A 17,404-nucleotide genomic window follows, 5' to 3' on the forward strand; every position below is an offset into this window, starting at 1 on the left:
ACCAAATTCCGGTTTACTCGACGGCTTCGTCGGCATCCTGGGCCTGAAACTCAGCCACCAATTGGGTGATAACCGTGTTCTGCTCGGCCTCAAGATCGGCCACAGCATATGTCTCGGCAACAGCGTCCTTAGACAGAACGACGCCCTTTGCCACAGTCCCCGGCGCACCTGCCGGTCCGAAATGTTCGCCATTCATCGAGAAGAACACAGAGCCTGAGGCACCTGCGCGTAGCAAGGGGGGTTCTTCGGTCAGCGGGACTTCGAACACGCTGCCTTGTTCAACTGTACCCAGCGTGCCTTCGAAAATCACGCTGCCATCGGCTGCTGTGACCCGCATCCAGGCCGGATTAATGGCCACGATCTTGAGGGTCGTATCGATCTTTTCAACCACCTGCGGCAAGGCCGGGCGTTCAACTGTATGCACCTCGGCCACTTCGACCTGCGGCAAAGCCTGCGGTTGGAAGGTGCCCACCGTGCGCGGATCAAGTGTGGAAATCGGCGCGTCCCGCGCCACAAGCACCGGTACATCCAGCGCCTGAGGGCGATAGAGCCGATCCAGCGCTTCGGCACTTGGGGCTTCAACCGCAGCGACCTCAGTCTCAGCACGGTTGCGCGCGGCGTCCAGCGGATCAAGATCGGACACCACCACGGGTGCCTGTTCAACCGGGCTGACCTGAACCTGCTGAATTTTGTTCAGAACTGACCAGCCGCCATATCCGATGCCGCAAATCACAGCGACCAACACGAGAGAGGAACCAATCGCCCTCGGCTCGATCTGGCTGACAAAGGATTCCTTGCCCGGGATGTAGGGGGTGTTCGGCGAGATAAACGGATCAGACCCCATCGGCCCACGCGCGGCCACCCGCCCCGTTGGCTTGCGCACAACGGACGCCTCGGCCGACATGCCATGCGCGACCTCAAAGCCGCTTTCCTTGCAGAAATCCGCGAAAGTGTCATCGGGATTCATACCCAGATACCGCGCATAAGACCGCACATACCCGGCGATAAAGCCGGGTGTGTCAAACGCATCGGGGTCGGCGTCTTCGATGGCAGCTATGTAGTTGGCTTTGATCCGCAGCTCGCGCTGAACATCCAAAAGAGACTTGCCCATCGTTGCGCGTTCGCCGCGCATCCGGTCGCCAAGCCGTACCTCATAGTCATCAAACCCTTTGGGTCTGATGTCGGTATCCTCTTCGGAATCGCGCTGAGATCTGCGCCCAATCATCCCTGCTGCCCCATTCTGCCTGCGCGTGTTTCGCGCCAACGCCGAATCGCCCCATTGACGATTCGCCCGTTGTTTTTATTAGAGCAAGTGTAACACGTGCTAAACACAATGCACACTTTGAGAAGAGATTATCCCGCAAGTTCGGCGCGATTTAGCGCACAATGTGACCAAAGTTCGTCCATCGCCTGCACCAGACGATTCATTTCATCCGGGCCATGCACGGGCGACGGGGTGAACCGCAGGCGCTCGGTGCCGCGCGGAACGGTCGGGAAATTGATCGGTTGCACGTAAATCCCAAAGTCATCCAGCAGGCGGTCGCTGAGGATTTTGGTATGCACCGGGTTACCAACAATTACAGGCACAATGTGGCTGCCATGATCAATCAGGGGCAGGCCCAGCCCTTTCAGCCGCAGCTTGAGGATCTTGGCCTGGGTCTGATGCTGTTCGCGCAGCTCGGTCGCTGTTTTCAAATGCGCAACCGATGCGGCGGCCCCCGCAGCAACCGCAGGCGGCAGCGACGTGGTAAAGATGAAGCCCGGCGCGTAAGAGCGGACAGCGTCGCACATTTTCTCACTGGCTGCGATATAGCCGCCCATCACGCCATAAGCCTTGGCCAGTGTGCCGTTAATGATGTCGATACGATGCGCCAGACGGTCACGCTCGGTCACTCCACCGCCGCGTGGGCCGTACATGCCAACCGCGTGAACCTCATCAATATAGGTCAGCGCGCCGAATTCATCGGCCAGATCGCAGATCTCTTCGATCGGGCCAAAGTCGCCATCCATGGAATAGACCGACTCGAACGCGATCAGCTTGGGCGCTTTGGGATCGTCGGCCTCAAGCAGTTCGCGCAGATGGGCAACGTCATTGTGGCGGAAAATACGCTTGGCGCCACCATTGCGGCGCACACCTTCGATCATCGAGGCATGGTTCAGCGCATCGGAATAGATGATCAGACCCGGGAACAACTTGGGCAGCGTGCTGAGCGTTGCGTCATTGGCAATATAGGCGCTGGTGAACAGCAGGGCAGCTTCTTTGCCATGCAGATCGGCCAGTTCGGCCTCAAGCTGCTTGTGATAGACCGTGGTGCCCGAGATGTTGCGCGTCCCGCCCGAGCCTGCCCCGGCGGCATTCACAGCCTCATGCATGGCGTCCAGAACAACCGGGTTCTGGCCCATACCGAGGTAATCGTTGCCACACCAAACGGTTATATTCTGCTGCGACCCGTCCGGGCGCGTCCGCACAGCATGCGGAAAATGCCCATTCCGGCGTTCTATGTCGATGAAAGTCCGATACCGTCCTTCATCATGTAGCCTGGCAATCGCTTGATCGAGCTGAGCAGTATAGTCCACCAGTTTCTCCTTACCTACCCGACCAAGACTGGCACGATCGGGCATCTTACTTGGTACAGCTACAGACCGAATCCGTGTCGCACCGCCGCGTTTCCCTGTGGTCCTCAGGTATAGACCACATTGAAATCGCTCATTTGATTTGCATCAAATATCCCTTCACCTTTGCTGCGACAAGTAAACTTACGTCTATAAGACGCGGGGAAACGACGCAGGTGCCGGATTTCTTTTCCACCCTCGCGCGCTTTTTCCGATCAAACCGCACTGGACGACGCTGACGGCGCTGCTAGGGTCTGGCCAAATCTCAATATCAGGAGACTCTCATGTCACTGGACGCTGTCCTGAACCGCATTGACGCCGACCTTCAAACATCAATCGACCGCCTGATGGAATTGCTGCGCATTCCATCGATCTCGACCGATCCGGCCTATAATGCGCAGGTCGATCAGGCCGCTGATTGGCTGGTCGCGGATTTGAAACAGATCGGTATCGCGTCAGAAAAACGCGAGACATCGGGCCACCCGATGGTTGTGGGCCATGTCGGAGAAGACAGCGATGCCCCCCATGTCTTGTTCTACGGCCATTACGACGTGCAACCCGTCGACCCGCTGAACCTGTGGAATCGCGATCCTTTTGATCCGGCCATCGAAGAGACCGAAAACGGCCCTGTCATTCGGGGGCGCGGTTCATCGGATGACAAAGGCCAGCTGATGACCTTTGTCGAAGCTTGTCGCGCGTGGAAAGCCGTGCACGGCACCCTGCCCTGCCGCATCACTTTCTTCTTCGAAGGCGAAGAGGAATCGGGCTCTCCCTCACTGGTGCCTTTCCTGCGGGAAAACGCCGCCGAGCTGAAGGCGGACCTGGCCCTGGTCTGCGACACCTCGATGGTATCGCGTGGCGTGCCCTCCATCGCCGCCCAACTGCGCGGCATGCTCAAGGATGAATTCACCATCATCGGCCCGCGCATCGACCTGCATTCGGGCCACTACGGCGGCCCCGCCCTGAACCCTCTGCGTGAACTCTCCAGGATCGTCGCCTCGTTCTACGATGACGAAACGGGCCGCGTCGCGGTCGACGGGTTCTATGAAGGCGTGCACGACGTGCCCGCTGAACAGCTGCGCCAATGGGAAGGATGCGGCTTCAACGAGCAGGAATACCTCAGCCACGCCGGATACACACAACCCCATGGCGAGAAAGCCTATTCCACTCTGGAACAGCAATGGGCGCGCCCCACGCTTGAGGTGAACGGCCTGTGGGGCGGCTACAACGGGGCTGGATCAAAAACCGTGATTCCGTCGCAGGCGCATTGCAAAATCACCTGCCGCCTTGTCGGCGACATGGACCCGGACGCGCTGCGCGCCAAACTCCGCAAACATGTGGAAGACCGCCTTTCGCCCGACATAAAGATCGAATGGGACAATGACCTCGAAGGCTCACCCGCCTCGGTGATGAACCTCGACCGCCCCGAATTCGAAGCCGCCCGTGGCGCATTGTCTGATGAATGGGAGCGTGAGGCCGTCTTCACCGGAATGGGCGGATCGATTCCGGTCGTGGGCTATTTCAAGACCGAGCTGGGATTGGATTCAATGCTTGTTGGCTTTGCCAACGAAGATGACGCCATCCACTCCCCAAATGAGAAATATGACGTCAAAAGCTTCCACAAGGGTATCCGGTCCTGGGCCCGCATTCTGGACGCGCTGACGCGCTGATTTTTTGCGAGGCTCTGCCTCGCGCTCCGGGACATTTTCGGACAGATGAAGTGAGGATCCCCTGCTTCATCTGTCTATAAATATCCCGGGGGAGTCGCCCGCAGGGCGGCGGGGGCAGAGCCCCCACCCCACGCAGATCACATGTGAATGACGCGGCCGTAAGCGTCCAGAACGCTTTCATGCATCATTTCCGACAGCGTCGGATGCGGGAAGACGGTGTTCATCAGGTCCTCTTCCGTGGTCTCCAACTGACGACCCACCACATAGCCCTGAATCATCTCGGTCACTTCAGCACCGATCATGTGTGCGCCCAGCAGTTCGCCGGTTTTGGCGTCAAAGATGGTTTTGATCATGCCCTCAGGCTCACCCAAAGCGATGGCCTTGCCATTGCCAATAAAGGGGAAGCGACCGACTTTGATGTCATAGCCCAGTTCTTTGGCCTTTGCCTCAGTATACCCGACCGAGGCCACCTGCGGCTGACAGTAAGTGCAGCCTGCAATGCTTTCGGGTTTCACCGGATGGGCGTGTTTACCCGCGATCAGTTCGGCCACCATGACACCTTCGTGGCTTGCCTTGTGCGCCAGCCACGGCGCACCGGCGATGTCGCCGATAGCATAGAGCCCCTCGACACCCGTGCGGCAGAACTCATCTGTGACCACATGGGTGCGGTCGATTTTGACACCCAGAGCTTCCAGCCCCAGGTTTTCGACATTGCCCACGATGCCGACAGCCGAAATGACAGTGTCGAAATCATGCTTTTCGACCTTGCCCTTCACCTCAATATGCGCGGTGACTTTGCCTTTGGCGCGGTCCAGCTGTTTTACCATCGCCTTTTCCATGATGGTCATGCCCTGTTTGGTAAAGGCTTTCTTGGCAAAGGCGCTGATTTCGGCGTCTTCGACTGGCAGCACGCGATCCATGACCTCGACCACGGTCGTATCCGCGCCCAGCGTGTTGTAAAAGCTGGCAAACTCGATCCCGATCGCGCCCGAACCGATGACCAGCAATTTCTTGGGCATCCGCGGCGGCTGCAGAGCGTGTTTATAGGTCCAGACCAGATCGCCATCGGCCTCAAGCCCCGGCAATTCACGGGCCCGGGCCCCGGTGGCCAGCACGATGTTCTTGGCAGTAAGTTCCTCAGTCCCCTTGTCGGCTTTGACCGAGACCTTCCCCTTGGCCGGGATCGTTGCCTCCCCCATCACCACGGTGACTTTGTTCTTTTTCAGCAGATGGCCGATTCCGCCCGAAAGCTGCGCCGCGACCCCACGTGAACGTTTGACCACTGCATCCAAATCGTAGTCGACCTTTTCGGCCTTGAGCCCAAAGTCCTTGGCGCGTTCCATAAGGTGGAACACTTCCGACGACCGCAGCATCGCCTTGGTCGGGATACAGCCCCAGTTCAGGCAGATGCCGCCCAGGTGTTCGCGTTCGACAACGGCGGTTTTCAGACCCAGCTGAGCCGCGCGGATTGCCGCCACATAGCCGCCAGGACCAGCGCCGATTACGATCAGATCAAAAGATTGTGCAGCCATGTTTTCCTCTCGGCACAGGTCGAATGAAAATTAGTTTACCATTAAACTACTTTTCTCAACGCATCAACAGACCGGACCCGCGACAAATGCGACGCAGGGTCAATGGCCTCTGTTTTCGCGGTTTTCAGCCTATACCCGAGATTTCACAAAGGCTAGGATATTGCTATCCTGCAGACGTGATCTTTCTTAAACACAAGTTATTCGAAAGGCTTACCATGGCCAAAACGCTCAAAGACCTGTTGCTTGCGTTGCTCAATGCCACGCTGATCCTTGTCGCCCTGTGCCTGTTTCTGGGGTGGAAACTGGCTTCAACTGTGGATGACATCACCACCGGGTTTGCAGAAAAAGTGCAGATTGTCGCGCCTTTGAAGGACGAAATACGCGGCATTCGGGGTGAGCTTGTCGCACTACGCACCGACCTTGCTGCAATTCAACAAGAGAATACAGGCGCGAACATTTCAGAGAAGCTGCAAATGTCCACCGCCCTTGTGAAACTGGACAATCTTGAAGCGCAATTACAAGCTGCGCAATCGCGCATCGCTGAGCTGACCGAGGCCCCTGAACTGCTGCTTGACGCGGCCATAGAAAAAGCGGCCGGCGAAGCCGCCGACCACATTGTCGCAATTCGTGGATGCGTTCCCGCGTCTTAACGCGCCGCCTGTAGCTCACGCACTGTCGAGCCATATCCGCCCATGTCGACATAAGCGGCTTCGGGGGCTGTCATCGGACGCTCAAGCGCTTCGTTGCGATAGGGGAACCGTCCGAATTTGCGGATCACCTCGCGATGGGCGCGGGCATGCAACAGGTTGCTTTCGCTGTCCTGAGTCATGTTCTGGCACATCAGACGCACGCAGCGTTCCTGATCGCACAGGTTTTCCGAATGCATCATCGGAAGGTAAAAGAACTGCCGCGCGGGTTCATCGATCTTGAGGTCCCATCCCTTGTCCACCGCGCATTTTGCGGCTGTAAGAGCGGCGCGGTCTGAGGCGAATGCTTTCGCGCTGCCGCGGAACATGTTCCTTGGGAACTGATCCATCAGAACAATGTAGGCCAAAGCCCCGCTTGGATAGGTTAGCCAAAGTGAGAATTTACCCTCATTCGCGGCTTCCCAGGTGGTCAAGAAACGGTTGCGAATGTCTGTGTCCAGAGTGTCATCCTGTAGATACCACCCCTTGGGACCAACTTCATCCAACCAAAAACTCAATACGTCTTCAGGCCCTGCCATTGCCCTAAACTCCGTCGTGTTGCCCTCCCCAGGGACGTAACGTCATTTAAGGGTGTTTTACAGATTTGTGACAGTAAAGATTTGCAACATTTGCGACATAATCATGTGTCCTTGGCAACATCTTGCGCTTCTTGCTCGGCTTCGGCGGCTTCGATCGCCACTTCCTGAGCAACCTCAAAGGCAACCGGCGATGCGGTTGGGTAAACCGTGGACATGGTGCCTGTCTCATCGACCGGAATTGCCGCACGCTGTGTGGTGCGATACAGCGCATAGACCGCCATTGTCAGCAGCAACGCCGCGATGAACAGAAAGTAGCCCGGAGGGCCAAATACCTTATCCCCCATCAGCCAACCGGTGATCAGCGGGCCGGCAATCGCCCCAAGACCGTTGATAAACAGCAGACCGCCTGAGGCGGCTGCCATGTCCTCATGGTTGAGAAAGTCATTGGCATGGGCGATCAGCAGGGAATAGAGCGGGTTCGACATCCCGCCGATGACGAAGGCCGCCCCCAGCAGAACAGGAAAGGCCGCACCGAACAACATACCCACTGTGGCCGAACAGGCCCCGACGCCCGCCACCAGCATGATCAGAAAGCGGCGATCCATGCGGTCGGACATCCATCCCAGCGGGTATTGCAGAACCAGCGCTCCGACGTAGAACGCCGCCACAAAGGTCGAAATCTCGGCCAGCGAAAGGTTCGCACGCGCGCCGTAAACCGACGCCATGCCGAACTGGGCCGAAAAGACTCCGCCCAGCAGAAACATCCCGACACAGCCCAACGGGGAATACCCGAAAAGCTCGCGCAGCGTCATGGGTTTGGTCGTGTCAAAGGCCGGCGTGGGAGAGATCGACAACAAAATGGGCGCGAAGGAAATCGAAACAAGGATCGAGGCGACAACAAAGGTGTCAAACCCGGCCGGGTCGCCCACTAGGACCAGCCCTTGCGCGCTGATGATGCCGATCATCTGAAAAATCATGTAAAGCGACAGCGCCTGGCCGCGATTTTCGTTGCTGGCCGCATTATTCAGCCAGCTTTCAGCGGTCACATACACGCCGGAAAAACAAAAGCCGATGACAAAGCGGCCCAGAATCCAGATGACCGGGTTGGTCATCAGCGGATACAGGATCATGACCGCCGAAATGAACGAGGCAAGCGCCGCAAAGACCCGCACATGCCCGACCCTGCGGATCATTTCAGGGGCAAGCCGCGATCCGCCCAGAAAGCCCATGAAATAGGCGGACATGACAACCGACATCTCAAGGGTCGAGAAGCCCTCGATCTCACCTCGAACACCCAGCATCGTGCCCTGCAGGCCGTTGCCGACCATCAACAGGCCCATACCGAGCAAAAGCGCCCATGCGCTGGACAGGACCTGGATCATTGGGGACTCCGTTAGATGCCGACTTGGTAGTTGGATTCGTTTTGGTATGGAAACCGCTTTTGTTCGCGCTTGTCTACGACATCGCCAAGGAATGATCCCGACATCGCGCCCCTTATGGGATCAAAAGCGACGCATCGCCGTAAGAAAAGAAACGATAGTTTTGTGCAATCGCATGCGTATAGACGTCGCGCATGCGATCCTGACCCATCAGGGCCGAGACCAGCATCAAAAGCGTGGACTTGGGCAGATGGAAATTGGTCATCAGCGCATCGGTCACGTGGAACTGAAAACCGGGATAGATGAAGATGTCCGTCTCGCCTTCCCACGGTTCGATCTGACCTGACCGCGCGGCGCTTTCGATCAGGCGCAGCGCTGTGGTCCCCACCGGGATCACGCGCCCGCCTGCGGCCTTGGTGGCGCGGATCTCGGCGGCGACCGTCGCGCTGACCTGGCCCCATTCGGCGTGCATCTTATGGGTGGTGACGTCCTCGACCTTGACCGGCAGGAAGGTGCCCGCGCCCACATGCAGGGTCACATAGCTGAGCGTGACACCGCGCGCGGCAAGCGCCTGCATCAGCGCCTCGTCGAAATGAAGGGAGGCCGTGGGCGCGGCGACCGCCCCCGAATTGCGCGCCCAGATCGTTTGATAGTCGGTTTTGTCCTGCTCATCCGCTGCGCGTTTCGCGGCGATATAGGGTGGCAAAGGCATCGCACCGGCCTGTTCCAGCGCGGCGTCGAAATCTTCGCCCGTCAGGTTGAACCGCAGGTGCGCCTGCCCGTCCTCGACCCGTTCAAGCGTGGCGCTTAGGGCGTCAGAGAACCGTATCTCTTCGCCCGGCTTTACCTTTTTCAGCGGTTTGATCAGGGCCGCCCATGTGCCATCGGCTTGCGGGTCCAGCAGCGTCGCCTCGATCGCGGCTGACACCGGGCCCTGGGCGCTGTCGCGGTGGCGGCGGCCGTTCAGGCGGGCTGGGATGACACGGGTGTCGTTCAGCACCAGCCGATCCCCGGGCTGCAACCAGTCGGGCAGATCGAACACATGCGCATCCGACACAATGTCGCCCTTGGCCACCAGCAATCGTGCCGAGGATCGCGGGCTGGCGGGCCGCGTGGCAATCAGGTCTTCAGGCAGGTGGAAATCAAAATCGCTGAGTTTCATGGCCGCGCCATAACGCGCTCGTCGCGCCAGTTCAACGCTCCTCTGCCCGCGACCCCGAGGTTCGTTGCGCAGCGTCCGGACGGGGTGGCGTCGCGTTGGGCCCATCCGTCACCGTGGGTGCCGGGGCCCGCAGTAGGTTGCGCAGAAACAGCGGGGCCAGCCCAGACAGCGGATTGACCGACACTTTCGGCTCTCGCAACGGGCCGGTCAGGGTATAGTTAAAGCCGATCACGCCCTCGCCCTTTTTGGTAAAGACGCTGCCGATTGCGTTCAGCAGGTAGATCGGGGAAATCGCCCCGCGCAGGTTCAGCATACCGGACACGATATCAACCGTACCATCAAAGGACAGGCCCATGGACGGCCCGACCGCGCTGCCGCTGAGAACCTTGACCTCGGTTGGTGTGATACGCATCCGGCTTTCGATTGTGGCAAAAAAGATGCCCTGCCCTGCCATCTCATCCAGCAGGCCAACAAGGCTGATGGCGTTCAGCAGCGCGGCCATGGCCGGGGCGTCCTGGATACGTGTATTCGAGATTTTCAGGTCCACATCGTAATTGCCGGGGCCCGCGACCGGTTCCAGCTGCAGGTTCATCGACCCGCCCCGCGCCTGAGTAATCATGTTTGCCGACCGCAATACCTGCCCCGCATCGTCCGACAGCAGGGTCACCGCACTGCGACCCGCACGGGGCGAGACCTGTCCCCGCACCGGGGCGCCGCCGTTCACGCTGGCGGTAAAGGCACCGTTCACGCCTCCGGCGGTCTGGAACGCGCCTGTAAACCCGGTCAAAGCGATGCTTTCAGTCACCTGCAGACGATCCAGCGACACGTCCAGCCGGGGGCTGGCACCGGACGCACCACCTCCGCCGCCTCCGCTGCTGCCAAAGGTTGCACGGCCCAGATTCATGACCCCGCCCAGCACCCGGATATCCGGCACCGCCCCGCCTGTATTGACCAGTTCCGCTGGTACCGCCAACCAATTTCCCAGATCGAATGAGCTGAACGAGACGCGCTCAAACTCTCCGTTGTTGAATGAAATCGACGCGGTGGTGCGCAGCCCTGCAGCGTCCAGCTGTAGCTCGTCCACGCGCAGGTTTTCGCCGAGTGTGGCATCCACGGTCAATGACCCGGTCGTGCCCGCCCCTTTGCGCCAGCCCAGTTCAGGCACTGACAATACCACGCCCGACAAGTCCGAATTTGCCGTCAGTTTCAGCGGCTCGCCCGCCCCGATGCCCAGCGCAATATCGGCGATGCCCTGACCGGTCAGCATACCTTGCGGCAGCCCGGCCTTCAGCTCGGTCATCAGGCGCGGCGAAAGTTCGATCTGCCCCGTCAACTCACTGCGCTGCGGCTCGGTTCCACCGATGGGCTGACGCCATGTGGCCTGCAACGGAACATCGCCGAACAGCCCATCCCCGGACACCGAAACCTGTGTCTGATCGCCATCCAGTTTCAGACGCGGCGCGCTGACCTCGAATCCGGGCACCAGCTTGTCGCTTTGGACGTTGTCGATATCGCCCAGAAAGTGGAACTCGGCCTCTTGGAATTTCAGGCCCTTCTTCATGGGCAAAGACAGCGTGCCGGTCAGGCTGACCTCACCCTCGGCCAAATCGACAGGCAGGTTTGCCTTGGTCAGCAACTGCAACGGCGGCCGGTCCAGTAGTGACAAGGCGGCGGTGGCGCTGCCCTTGGCTATGATCCGCGTGATTGAGGGCGATTCCTTTTTGATACTTGTGTCCGGAATGATAAAAGACGTCCCCGTTGCGTCGATTTCACCGCCCTGATCGGCGACAACGACACCGGCCTCGGCCGTGGCGGTAAAGCGACGGTTGATCAGGCTGGCCTGGCCTTGCGCATTCACCAATGGCGGCAATGTCTTGGCAAACCGGATCGTGGCGCTATCGAACCCAAAGTCCAGATAGATGTCTGGTTTGGTGTCGGGACGCAGCCGCAGCGCAAAATCGACATCCGAGAAATGACCCGCCTTAAGGTTCTGTTCCACCCACAGGCGCGGCTTGGGGGCCAGAAGGTCAGGCCAGTAGTTCAACAGCTGATCCGCGCCCATACTGTCCAGATGCGCGTCTACCTGCGCCGCCCAGCCATCGGCCTCTCCCTTCAGTCTCCCCGTCCCTAGCAGCCGGTAATTGGCATCCTGTATCATGATCTGGCCCAAACGCAGGTCAAACGGGGCAAGCTTCATCTGCATGTCCAGTTCGGCCCGTTCCAGTTTCAGCGACTCGGGGAACAGATTGGCCGGATTGACATTGATGCTGCTGAAACTCAGCTGCGAGGTCAGGCTGTCCAACGTGCCGTTTTCAATCCCGTTCAGATACGCCTTGCCTTCGCCCTGAAACGCGCCCCAGGCCGAGACCACCGACACTTCGTTAAAGTCCAGCTCCTGACGGTTGGGAGTATAAGTGAAATAGGTTCTGGCGGATTCAAAGGGGATCGGGCGGGTTTCCTGAGTGGGCTGCAATGCGCCGGTCCCAAGGTTCAGTGTCGCAAAGACCGGACCCAGTGCGGCATTGCCGTCCACGCTGCCGCGCAAAGCGCCCGAGATCGGAGCCCTGAGCACTTGCAGCCACGAGAGGGCCACCGTCTGCCCGGCAATGTCTTCGGCAGGCAGGTCGGTAATGGCGACGCCAAAGCTGGCCTCGGGCGTTCCCAGAACGCTGGTGTAATTCGCTTCGATGGAACTGGCGTAATCGCGTCCGGTCAGAACCGAGAACCCCGTGGCCAGTCGCATCTCGTCACCGTCGCGGGTGATCGTGATATGGCCGCCATCAAACACCCAGGCGCGGCCCAAGCGCAAATCCTGATAGTCCAGCGTCAGGGATTGCAGTTCGATCGAACGTAGCCCGGACAAAAGAGGCGACAGGAACACATCATCCGATTCCTCGATCAGTTGCGCCAGGTCCGGGGCCTCTTGCACCGGGGCGCTGCCAGTGCCGACAGACAAGGACAGTGCCCCGTCCTTGCCCCGGGTCAGGTCGAACTGCGCGCCCCGCACGGCAATACGGCGGGGACGGATTTGCCCCCGCAGCAATCCGCGCATGGACAACCGCGTGCGCAGATCCGACACCCGCGCGATCTGCTGCCCTGCCGCGTCGCTGATGGTCACATCCGTCAGCCGCAGACGGGGGCGCCAATCCTCATTGACGATGAAACTTGCGTCACCAAAGCTGAATTTCAGGCCCCCCAGGCTCTGCCCCAGCCGTTGTTCGACCCTGTGGCGCAGCCATTCCGGCGCGTGCAGGTTTTGCCCGAACAAAAAGAACCAGCCCAGAAACACCAGCAGGGCCATCGACAGGACCGACCAAACAGAAAAATGCGCAGCAATACGACGACGTGACCGGCGACGCCGGGGTTTCCTGGATTCGGTCGCACTTTTTTTGTCGTGCTGCACCAATTTCTTATCCACGCCTTCCAACCCGCTTGCACCGCCCTATGATCTCGGGCAGCCCTTAAAAAACTTTAGCGGAGTATCCAATGCCCGACGTCTCAGACATCGCCCCTGATTTTACCCTGCCCCGTGACGGCGGCGGCGAGGTAACACTGTCTTCCCTGCGCGGCGGTGCCGTCGTTCTGTTTTTCTATCCCCGCGATGATACGCCGGGCTGCACCAAGGAATCCATCGGTTTCTCGGAACAACTTCAAGCCTTTGAAGATGCGGGCGCTCACGTTTACGGCATCTCGCGCGATAGCGTGGCCAAGCATGACAAGTTTGTCGCCAAGCACAGCCTGACCACACCGCTGCTCTCGGATGAGGGATCGACAGTCTGCGAGGACTATGGCGTGTGGGTCGAAAAGAACATGTACGGGCGCAAATCGATGGGGATTGAGCGGTCCACATTCCTGATCGATGCCGAGGGCAAGATCGCCCGCGTCTGGCGTAAGGTCAAAGTGCCCGGTCATGTGGATGAGGTACTTGAGGCCGTGCGCGGCCTGTAACCCCTTTTCCACGGTCGCCATCCGATCTATGACCCGCAGAACGGATTAGGCGGAGAGAAACAGTGCCCCTGACACTGACCCAGATGGCGACCGAAGTTCTGACCACGGCGGATGGGCGGGCCAAGACCGCCCTTTCCAAACGCCATGCCGCTGCGTGGTTCGCGGCACGCAAGGGCGACGCCCCTGCGATTGAGGTCGGCACCGCAGAACCGCCGCTGCAACCTGCCCGCCCCGATCGGCCTGAACTGCTATCCCCCCGCGAAGTGCCAAAGCGCAAACCGGGGACCGAGGCGGGGCGCATCGCCCTGTTGCATGCCGTCGCCCATATTGAGCTGAACGCGGTGGACCTGCATTGGGACATCATCGCCCGGTTCGGACATGTGCCCATGCCCATTGGTTTCTACGACGACTGGGTCAAATGCGCCGAAGAAGAATCGCGCCATTTCGAGATGGTCTGCGACTGCCTTGAAGCGATGGGCAGCCATTACGGCGCCCTGCCCGCCCACGCGGGCATGTGGCGCGCGGCCGAGGACACGGCCGAGGATCTGATGGGCCGGTTGGCCGTTGTGCCCATGGTCCTTGAGGCACGCGGGCTAGACGTGACGCCCGGCATGATCGACATCTTCCGAAAGGCCAAGGACGAAAAGGCCATCGCCGCGCTTGAGGTGATCTATGCCGAAGAAGTCGGGCATGTCGCCTACGGGTCGAAATGGTTCCATTTTTTGTGCGGGCGCGAAAATGCCGATCCCAAGGATGTGTTTCACAATCTGGTGCGCCGCTATTTCCACGGCGTTCTCAAACCCCCGTTCAACGAAGAAAAACGCGCCGAGGCGGGGCTGCCACCCGATTTTTACTGGCCCCTGACCGAAGACCTCCCCCTGCCTGGTGCTGCGCAATAAGCATGCTCAAATCGGTGTTATCGGCAAATTCCCGCCGAGAATGGGCGGTAAAAAACCCGTTTCTTGTGTGAACTGGTTAACAAACTTGCCCAAAGCATTCGCGCCCTCTATGCACTTCGCCCAAGGGACGGCTATCACTCACGACCGGTCCCGATCTTGGGGATGAGAGGTGAAGACGCGTGCGAACTCGTCTGGCAATCAAACTACACTCACTGCTTGAACGGCATTTCCCGGAGCGCCGGGTTTTCCTGAAATCTGATAATGACACGCGGTTCATCCGACTCAGCTCGGAAACTCAGGTGGTCGCCGTTGCGGGCGTTGCGGTGATCGTCGGCTGGACCGCTGTGGCCACGGCGATCCTGCTGATGGACAGCATCGGATCAGGCAATTTCCGCGAGCAGGCAAAACGCGATCAGGCAACCTATCAGGAACGTCTGAACATCCTGTCAGCCGAGCGCGACATGCGCGCCGAAGAAGCGCTGATGGCGCAGGACCGGTTCAATGCCGCGCTGGAGCAGATTTCAGCCATGCAATCGGAACTGCTGGCGTCGGAGAATCGCAGGCGCGAGCTTGAGACCGGGATCGAGGTGATCCAGACCACCTTGCGCGCCACTATGAAACAGCGCGAAGAGGCACGCACAGAGCTGGCGAACATGCAGGCCGAAACCGGTGAAGGCGATGTCTACCTGACCGCCATGGCCGCCCCCGAACAGATGACATTTATGACCGACGCCCTCGCCCGCACGGCGCAGGAACGCGATCAGATCGCCTCGGATGCGCGGGACGCATTGGACCAGCGGGATGAGCTTGAGCTGGAAATCCGCCTGATGCAGGAACGCAGCGACGAGATTTTCCGCCAACTGGAAGAGGCGATGGTGATCTCGGTCGAGCCGCTGGACAAGATGTTCCGTCAGGCGGGCATGCCCACCGACCGCATCATTGAAGAGGTCCGCCGCGGCTATAGCGGTATGGGCGGCCCCCTGACCCCGATCTCGTTCAGTACGCGCGGTGAAGATCTTACCGCGGACGAAATCCGCGCCAATGTCCTGCTGCAGCAGATGGATCAGTTGAACCTGTATCGCATCGCAGCCGAAAAGGCCCCCTTTGCCAGCCCGGTGCGCGCCGCCGTGCGTTATACCAGCGGTTTCGGCACCCGCCGCGATCCCAAAACCGGCGGTCGCCGCATGCATAACGGCGCCGATTTTGCAGGTGCCCATGGAACAGACATCTTTGCCACGGCTGACGGTGTTGTAACCCATGCGGGATGGCAGTCCGGGTTCGGCAGATTGGTAAAAATCAAGCATGCCTTCGGAATTGAGACACTTTACGCTCATAACACCAAGATCCTGGTGAAGGTTGGTCAAAGGGTCTCGCGCGGGGATCATATTGCTGATATGGGTAGCACTGGTCGGTCTACCGGGACGCATCTGCACTATGAGGTGCGCGTTGACGGTGTACCCAGAAATCCAATGGACTATATTAAGGCTGCGAGAAATGTTTTCTAAGAGCAAAATCAATGAGCCCGCATCCAACGCGCCCGAGACAGCAAAGCCTGCTGCTCCGGCGAGCCCGGCGACCCCTGCACCTGCTGAAAAAAAGGCCAGCACCGCGCCCAAGCCCAAGCCTCCGGCGTCGGTTCTGTCCTCTGACCTGCACATCACGGGGAACCTGAAAACCTCGGGCGATATTCAGGTTGAGGGCACGGTCGAAGGCGACATCCGCGCGCATCTGCTGACCATTGGCGAAACCGCAACCATCAAGGGCGAAGTGACCGCCGATGACGTCGTGATCAACGGTCGCATCGTGGGCCGCGTGCGTGGCCTGAAGGTGCGCCTGACCTCGACCGCGCGTGTCGAAGGCGACATCATCCACAAGACCATCGCCATCGAAAGCGGCGCGCATTTCGAAGGCTCGGTCCAGCGTCAGGACGATCCGCTGAATCCCGGCCGCAGCGCCAAGTCGGGCGCGAACCCGGCGGCAGAGGTCAAGCAGTAAGCCTGACCTCATACCGAAAGGAACAAACGCCGCGGGCCATGCCTGCGGCGTTTTTCTTTTCCCCTTGTTGCCTGGCCTGACGGCGATAAGCTTCCCGTATGGTGATCCTTTTCCTTATCCTGTTGTTGGTCGCGGGCTTTTTTCTGTACCGCCACTGGGCCAAATCCCAGGCGCGGCAACAGTTGCTGGCGACACCGCTGACGGACCATCAGCGCCGCGTGATCGAACAGCAGGTTCCGCTGATCCGCCGCCTGCCCCCCGACCTGCGGGCGAAACTGGACGGTAAGGTGAACCTGTTTCTGGATCAGGTTCAGTTCCACGGCTGCGACGGTCTGGAGGTCACCGAAGAGATGGAGCTGGCCATCGCAGCACAGGCAAGCCTGCTGCTGGTCAACAGTGATCTCTGGTATGATCACCTGACGACCATTCTGATCTACCCCACTGCCTTCAAATCTCGTCAGCGCCGGCAAGACGGCTATGTGGTCAGCGAAAAGGAAATCATCCGCACCGGCGAAAGCTGGGATCGTGGGCCGGTCATCCTGTCCTGGTCCCACAGCAAGCAAGGTGCCGCGAATGATCACGACGGTCAGAACGTGGTCCTGCACGAATTCGCGCATCAGGTCGATGATCTGTCAGGCGGCACGAACGGCGTTCCGATCCTGAGTGACGGGCAGAGTTTCGCGGAATGGGAACGCGTGTTCCTGACCGCCTATGACGCCCATGTCCAAGCGGTTGAACGCGGTCAGCACACGGTCATCGACCCTTATGGCGCAACCGGCCACGAAGAGTTTTTTGCCGTATCCGTCGAGGTATTCTTTGAACAGCCGCAGCAGTTGAAAACCTCGGTCCCAAGCGTCTATGAGCAGCTCTCCAAGCTGTTCCGACTTGATCCTGCCAGTTGGAACTGACGCAGGTTGCTTTGGCAATTCTCCAATGATTTCACAAAATTACATTTTTGAATTACACTAAACTCATTGTTTT

Annotated in this window: 14 protein-coding genes; 7 read left to right on the forward strand and 7 right to left on the reverse strand. The window is 59.3% G+C overall.

Annotated features, from left to right (window positions below):
* Positions 1–13: 13 nt before the first annotated feature.
* Positions 14–1,225: a helix-turn-helix domain-containing protein gene (locus ACRZ94_RS07425; protein ID WP_480651867.1), complete on the reverse strand. Its 1,212-nt coding sequence runs from the start codon at positions 1,223–1,225 to the stop codon at positions 14–16.
* A 128-nt stretch (positions 1,226–1,353) separates the two neighbouring features.
* Complete coding sequence (gene hemA / locus ACRZ94_RS07430) at positions 1,354–2,577, reverse strand: 5-aminolevulinate synthase (RefSeq protein WP_480797019.1); 1,224 nt, start codon at positions 2,575–2,577, stop codon at positions 1,354–1,356.
* Between the two features lie 320 nt (positions 2,578–2,897).
* Here hemA and ACRZ94_RS07435 point away from each other — a divergent pair, with 320 nt between their 5' ends.
* Complete coding sequence (locus ACRZ94_RS07435) at positions 2,898–4,283, forward strand: M20/M25/M40 family metallo-hydrolase (RefSeq protein ID WP_480797020.1); 1,386 nt, start codon at positions 2,898–2,900, stop codon at positions 4,281–4,283.
* A 137-nt stretch (positions 4,284–4,420) separates the two neighbouring features.
* Here ACRZ94_RS07435 and lpdA read toward each other — a convergent pair whose 3' ends face one another.
* The gene (gene lpdA / locus ACRZ94_RS07440; RefSeq protein ID WP_480797021.1) at positions 4,421–5,815 is read right to left on the reverse strand and encodes a dihydrolipoyl dehydrogenase; all 1,395 of its coding nucleotides are present in this window, start codon (positions 5,813–5,815) and stop codon (positions 4,421–4,423) included.
* A 23-nt stretch (positions 5,816–5,838) separates the two neighbouring features.
* Here lpdA and ACRZ94_RS07445 point away from each other — a divergent pair, with 23 nt between their 5' ends.
* Complete coding sequence (locus ACRZ94_RS07445) at positions 5,839–6,465, forward strand: hypothetical protein (protein ID WP_480797022.1); 627 nt, start codon at positions 5,839–5,841, stop codon at positions 6,463–6,465.
* Here the strand turns inward: ACRZ94_RS07445 and ACRZ94_RS07450 are convergent.
* The 4 genes from ACRZ94_RS07450 to ACRZ94_RS07465 all read right to left on the reverse strand — a co-directional run bounded on the left by ACRZ94_RS07450 (position 6,462) and on the right by ACRZ94_RS07465 (position 12,882).
* On the reverse strand, positions 6,462–7,040 hold the full coding sequence (locus tag ACRZ94_RS07450) for a DUF924 family protein (RefSeq protein WP_480651876.1): 579 nt from the start codon (positions 7,038–7,040) through the stop codon (positions 6,462–6,464). The two genes, ACRZ94_RS07445 and ACRZ94_RS07450, sit on opposite strands and share 4 nt — an antisense overlap.
* A gap of 101 nt (positions 7,041–7,141) precedes the next feature.
* A complete protein-coding gene (locus tag ACRZ94_RS07455) occupies positions 7,142–8,422 on the reverse strand; it encodes an MFS transporter (protein ID WP_480651878.1) in 1,281 nt (426 codons plus the stop codon).
* A gap of 112 nt (positions 8,423–8,534) precedes the next feature.
* Complete coding sequence (gene queA, locus ACRZ94_RS07460; RefSeq protein ID WP_480797023.1) at positions 8,535–9,581, reverse strand: tRNA preQ1(34) S-adenosylmethionine ribosyltransferase-isomerase QueA; 1,047 nt, start codon at positions 9,579–9,581, stop codon at positions 8,535–8,537.
* Between the two features lie 31 nt (positions 9,582–9,612).
* A complete protein-coding gene (locus ACRZ94_RS07465) occupies positions 9,613–12,882 on the reverse strand; it encodes a YhdP family protein (protein ID WP_480797024.1) in 3,270 nt (1,089 codons plus the stop codon).
* Positions 12,883–13,067: 185 nt separating this feature from the next.
* On the opposite strand from ACRZ94_RS07465, the gene ACRZ94_RS07470 reads away from it, so the two are divergent.
* The 5 genes from ACRZ94_RS07470 (at position 13,068) to ACRZ94_RS07490 (ending at position 17,331) form a co-directional block, all read left to right on the forward strand.
* The gene (locus ACRZ94_RS07470; RefSeq protein ID WP_480651883.1) at positions 13,068–13,529 is read left to right on the forward strand and encodes a peroxiredoxin; all 462 of its coding nucleotides are present in this window, start codon (positions 13,068–13,070) and stop codon (positions 13,527–13,529) included.
* A gap of 83 nt (positions 13,530–13,612) precedes the next feature.
* Complete coding sequence (locus tag ACRZ94_RS07475) at positions 13,613–14,428, forward strand: ferritin-like domain-containing protein (protein ID WP_480652881.1); 816 nt, start codon at positions 13,613–13,615, stop codon at positions 14,426–14,428.
* Between the two features lie 179 nt (positions 14,429–14,607).
* Positions 14,608–15,933 (forward strand): DUF5930 domain-containing protein, encoded by a 1,326-nt coding sequence (locus ACRZ94_RS07480; protein WP_480651885.1) that lies wholly within the window; start codon positions 14,608–14,610, stop codon positions 15,931–15,933.
* Entirely contained in the window at positions 15,923–16,423 is a 501-nt protein-coding gene (locus ACRZ94_RS07485; RefSeq protein WP_480651887.1) for a bactofilin family protein, read from the forward strand. The genes ACRZ94_RS07480 and ACRZ94_RS07485 overlap by 11 nt, the downstream gene beginning before the upstream one ends.
* 98 nt (positions 16,424–16,521) lie before the next feature.
* A complete protein-coding gene (locus ACRZ94_RS07490) occupies positions 16,522–17,331 on the forward strand; it encodes a M90 family metallopeptidase (RefSeq protein ID WP_480797025.1) in 810 nt (269 codons plus the stop codon).
* Positions 17,332–17,404 lie beyond the last annotated feature (73 nt).

The organism is Ruegeria sp. CH10 (genome assembly GCF_056537125.1).

Coding starts and splice junctions, on each gene's coding strand:
- ACRZ94_RS07425 (WP_480651867.1), bottom strand. CDS start 1,225: ATGATTGGGCGCAGATCTCAGCGCGATTCCGAAGAGGATACCGACATC.
- ACRZ94_RS07435 (WP_480797020.1), top strand. CDS start 2,898: ATGTCACTGGACGCTGTCCTGAACCGCATTGACGCCGACCTTCAAACA.
- lpdA (WP_480797021.1), bottom strand. CDS start 5,815: ATGGCTGCACAATCTTTTGATCTGATCGTAATCGGCGCTGGTCCTGGC.
- ACRZ94_RS07445 (WP_480797022.1), top strand. CDS start 5,839: ATGAAAATTAGTTTACCATTAAACTACTTTTCTCAACGCATCAACAGA.
- ACRZ94_RS07450 (WP_480651876.1), bottom strand. CDS start 7,040: ATGGCAGGGCCTGAAGACGTATTGAGTTTTTGGTTGGATGAAGTTGGT.
- ACRZ94_RS07455 (WP_480651878.1), bottom strand. CDS start 8,422: ATGATCCAGGTCCTGTCCAGCGCATGGGCGCTTTTGCTCGGTATGGGC.
- queA (WP_480797023.1), bottom strand. CDS start 9,581: ATGAAACTCAGCGATTTTGATTTCCACCTGCCTGAAGACCTGATTGCC.
- ACRZ94_RS07465 (WP_480797024.1), bottom strand. CDS start 12,882: ATGGCCCTGCTGGTGTTTCTGGGCTGGTTCTTTTTGTTCGGGCAAAAC.
- ACRZ94_RS07470 (WP_480651883.1), top strand. CDS start 13,068: ATGCCCGACGTCTCAGACATCGCCCCTGATTTTACCCTGCCCCGTGAC.
- ACRZ94_RS07475 (WP_480652881.1), top strand. CDS start 13,613: ATGGCGACCGAAGTTCTGACCACGGCGGATGGGCGGGCCAAGACCGCC.
- ACRZ94_RS07485 (WP_480651887.1), top strand. CDS start 15,923: ATGTTTTCTAAGAGCAAAATCAATGAGCCCGCATCCAACGCGCCCGAG.
- ACRZ94_RS07490 (WP_480797025.1), top strand. CDS start 16,522: ATGGTGATCCTTTTCCTTATCCTGTTGTTGGTCGCGGGCTTTTTTCTG.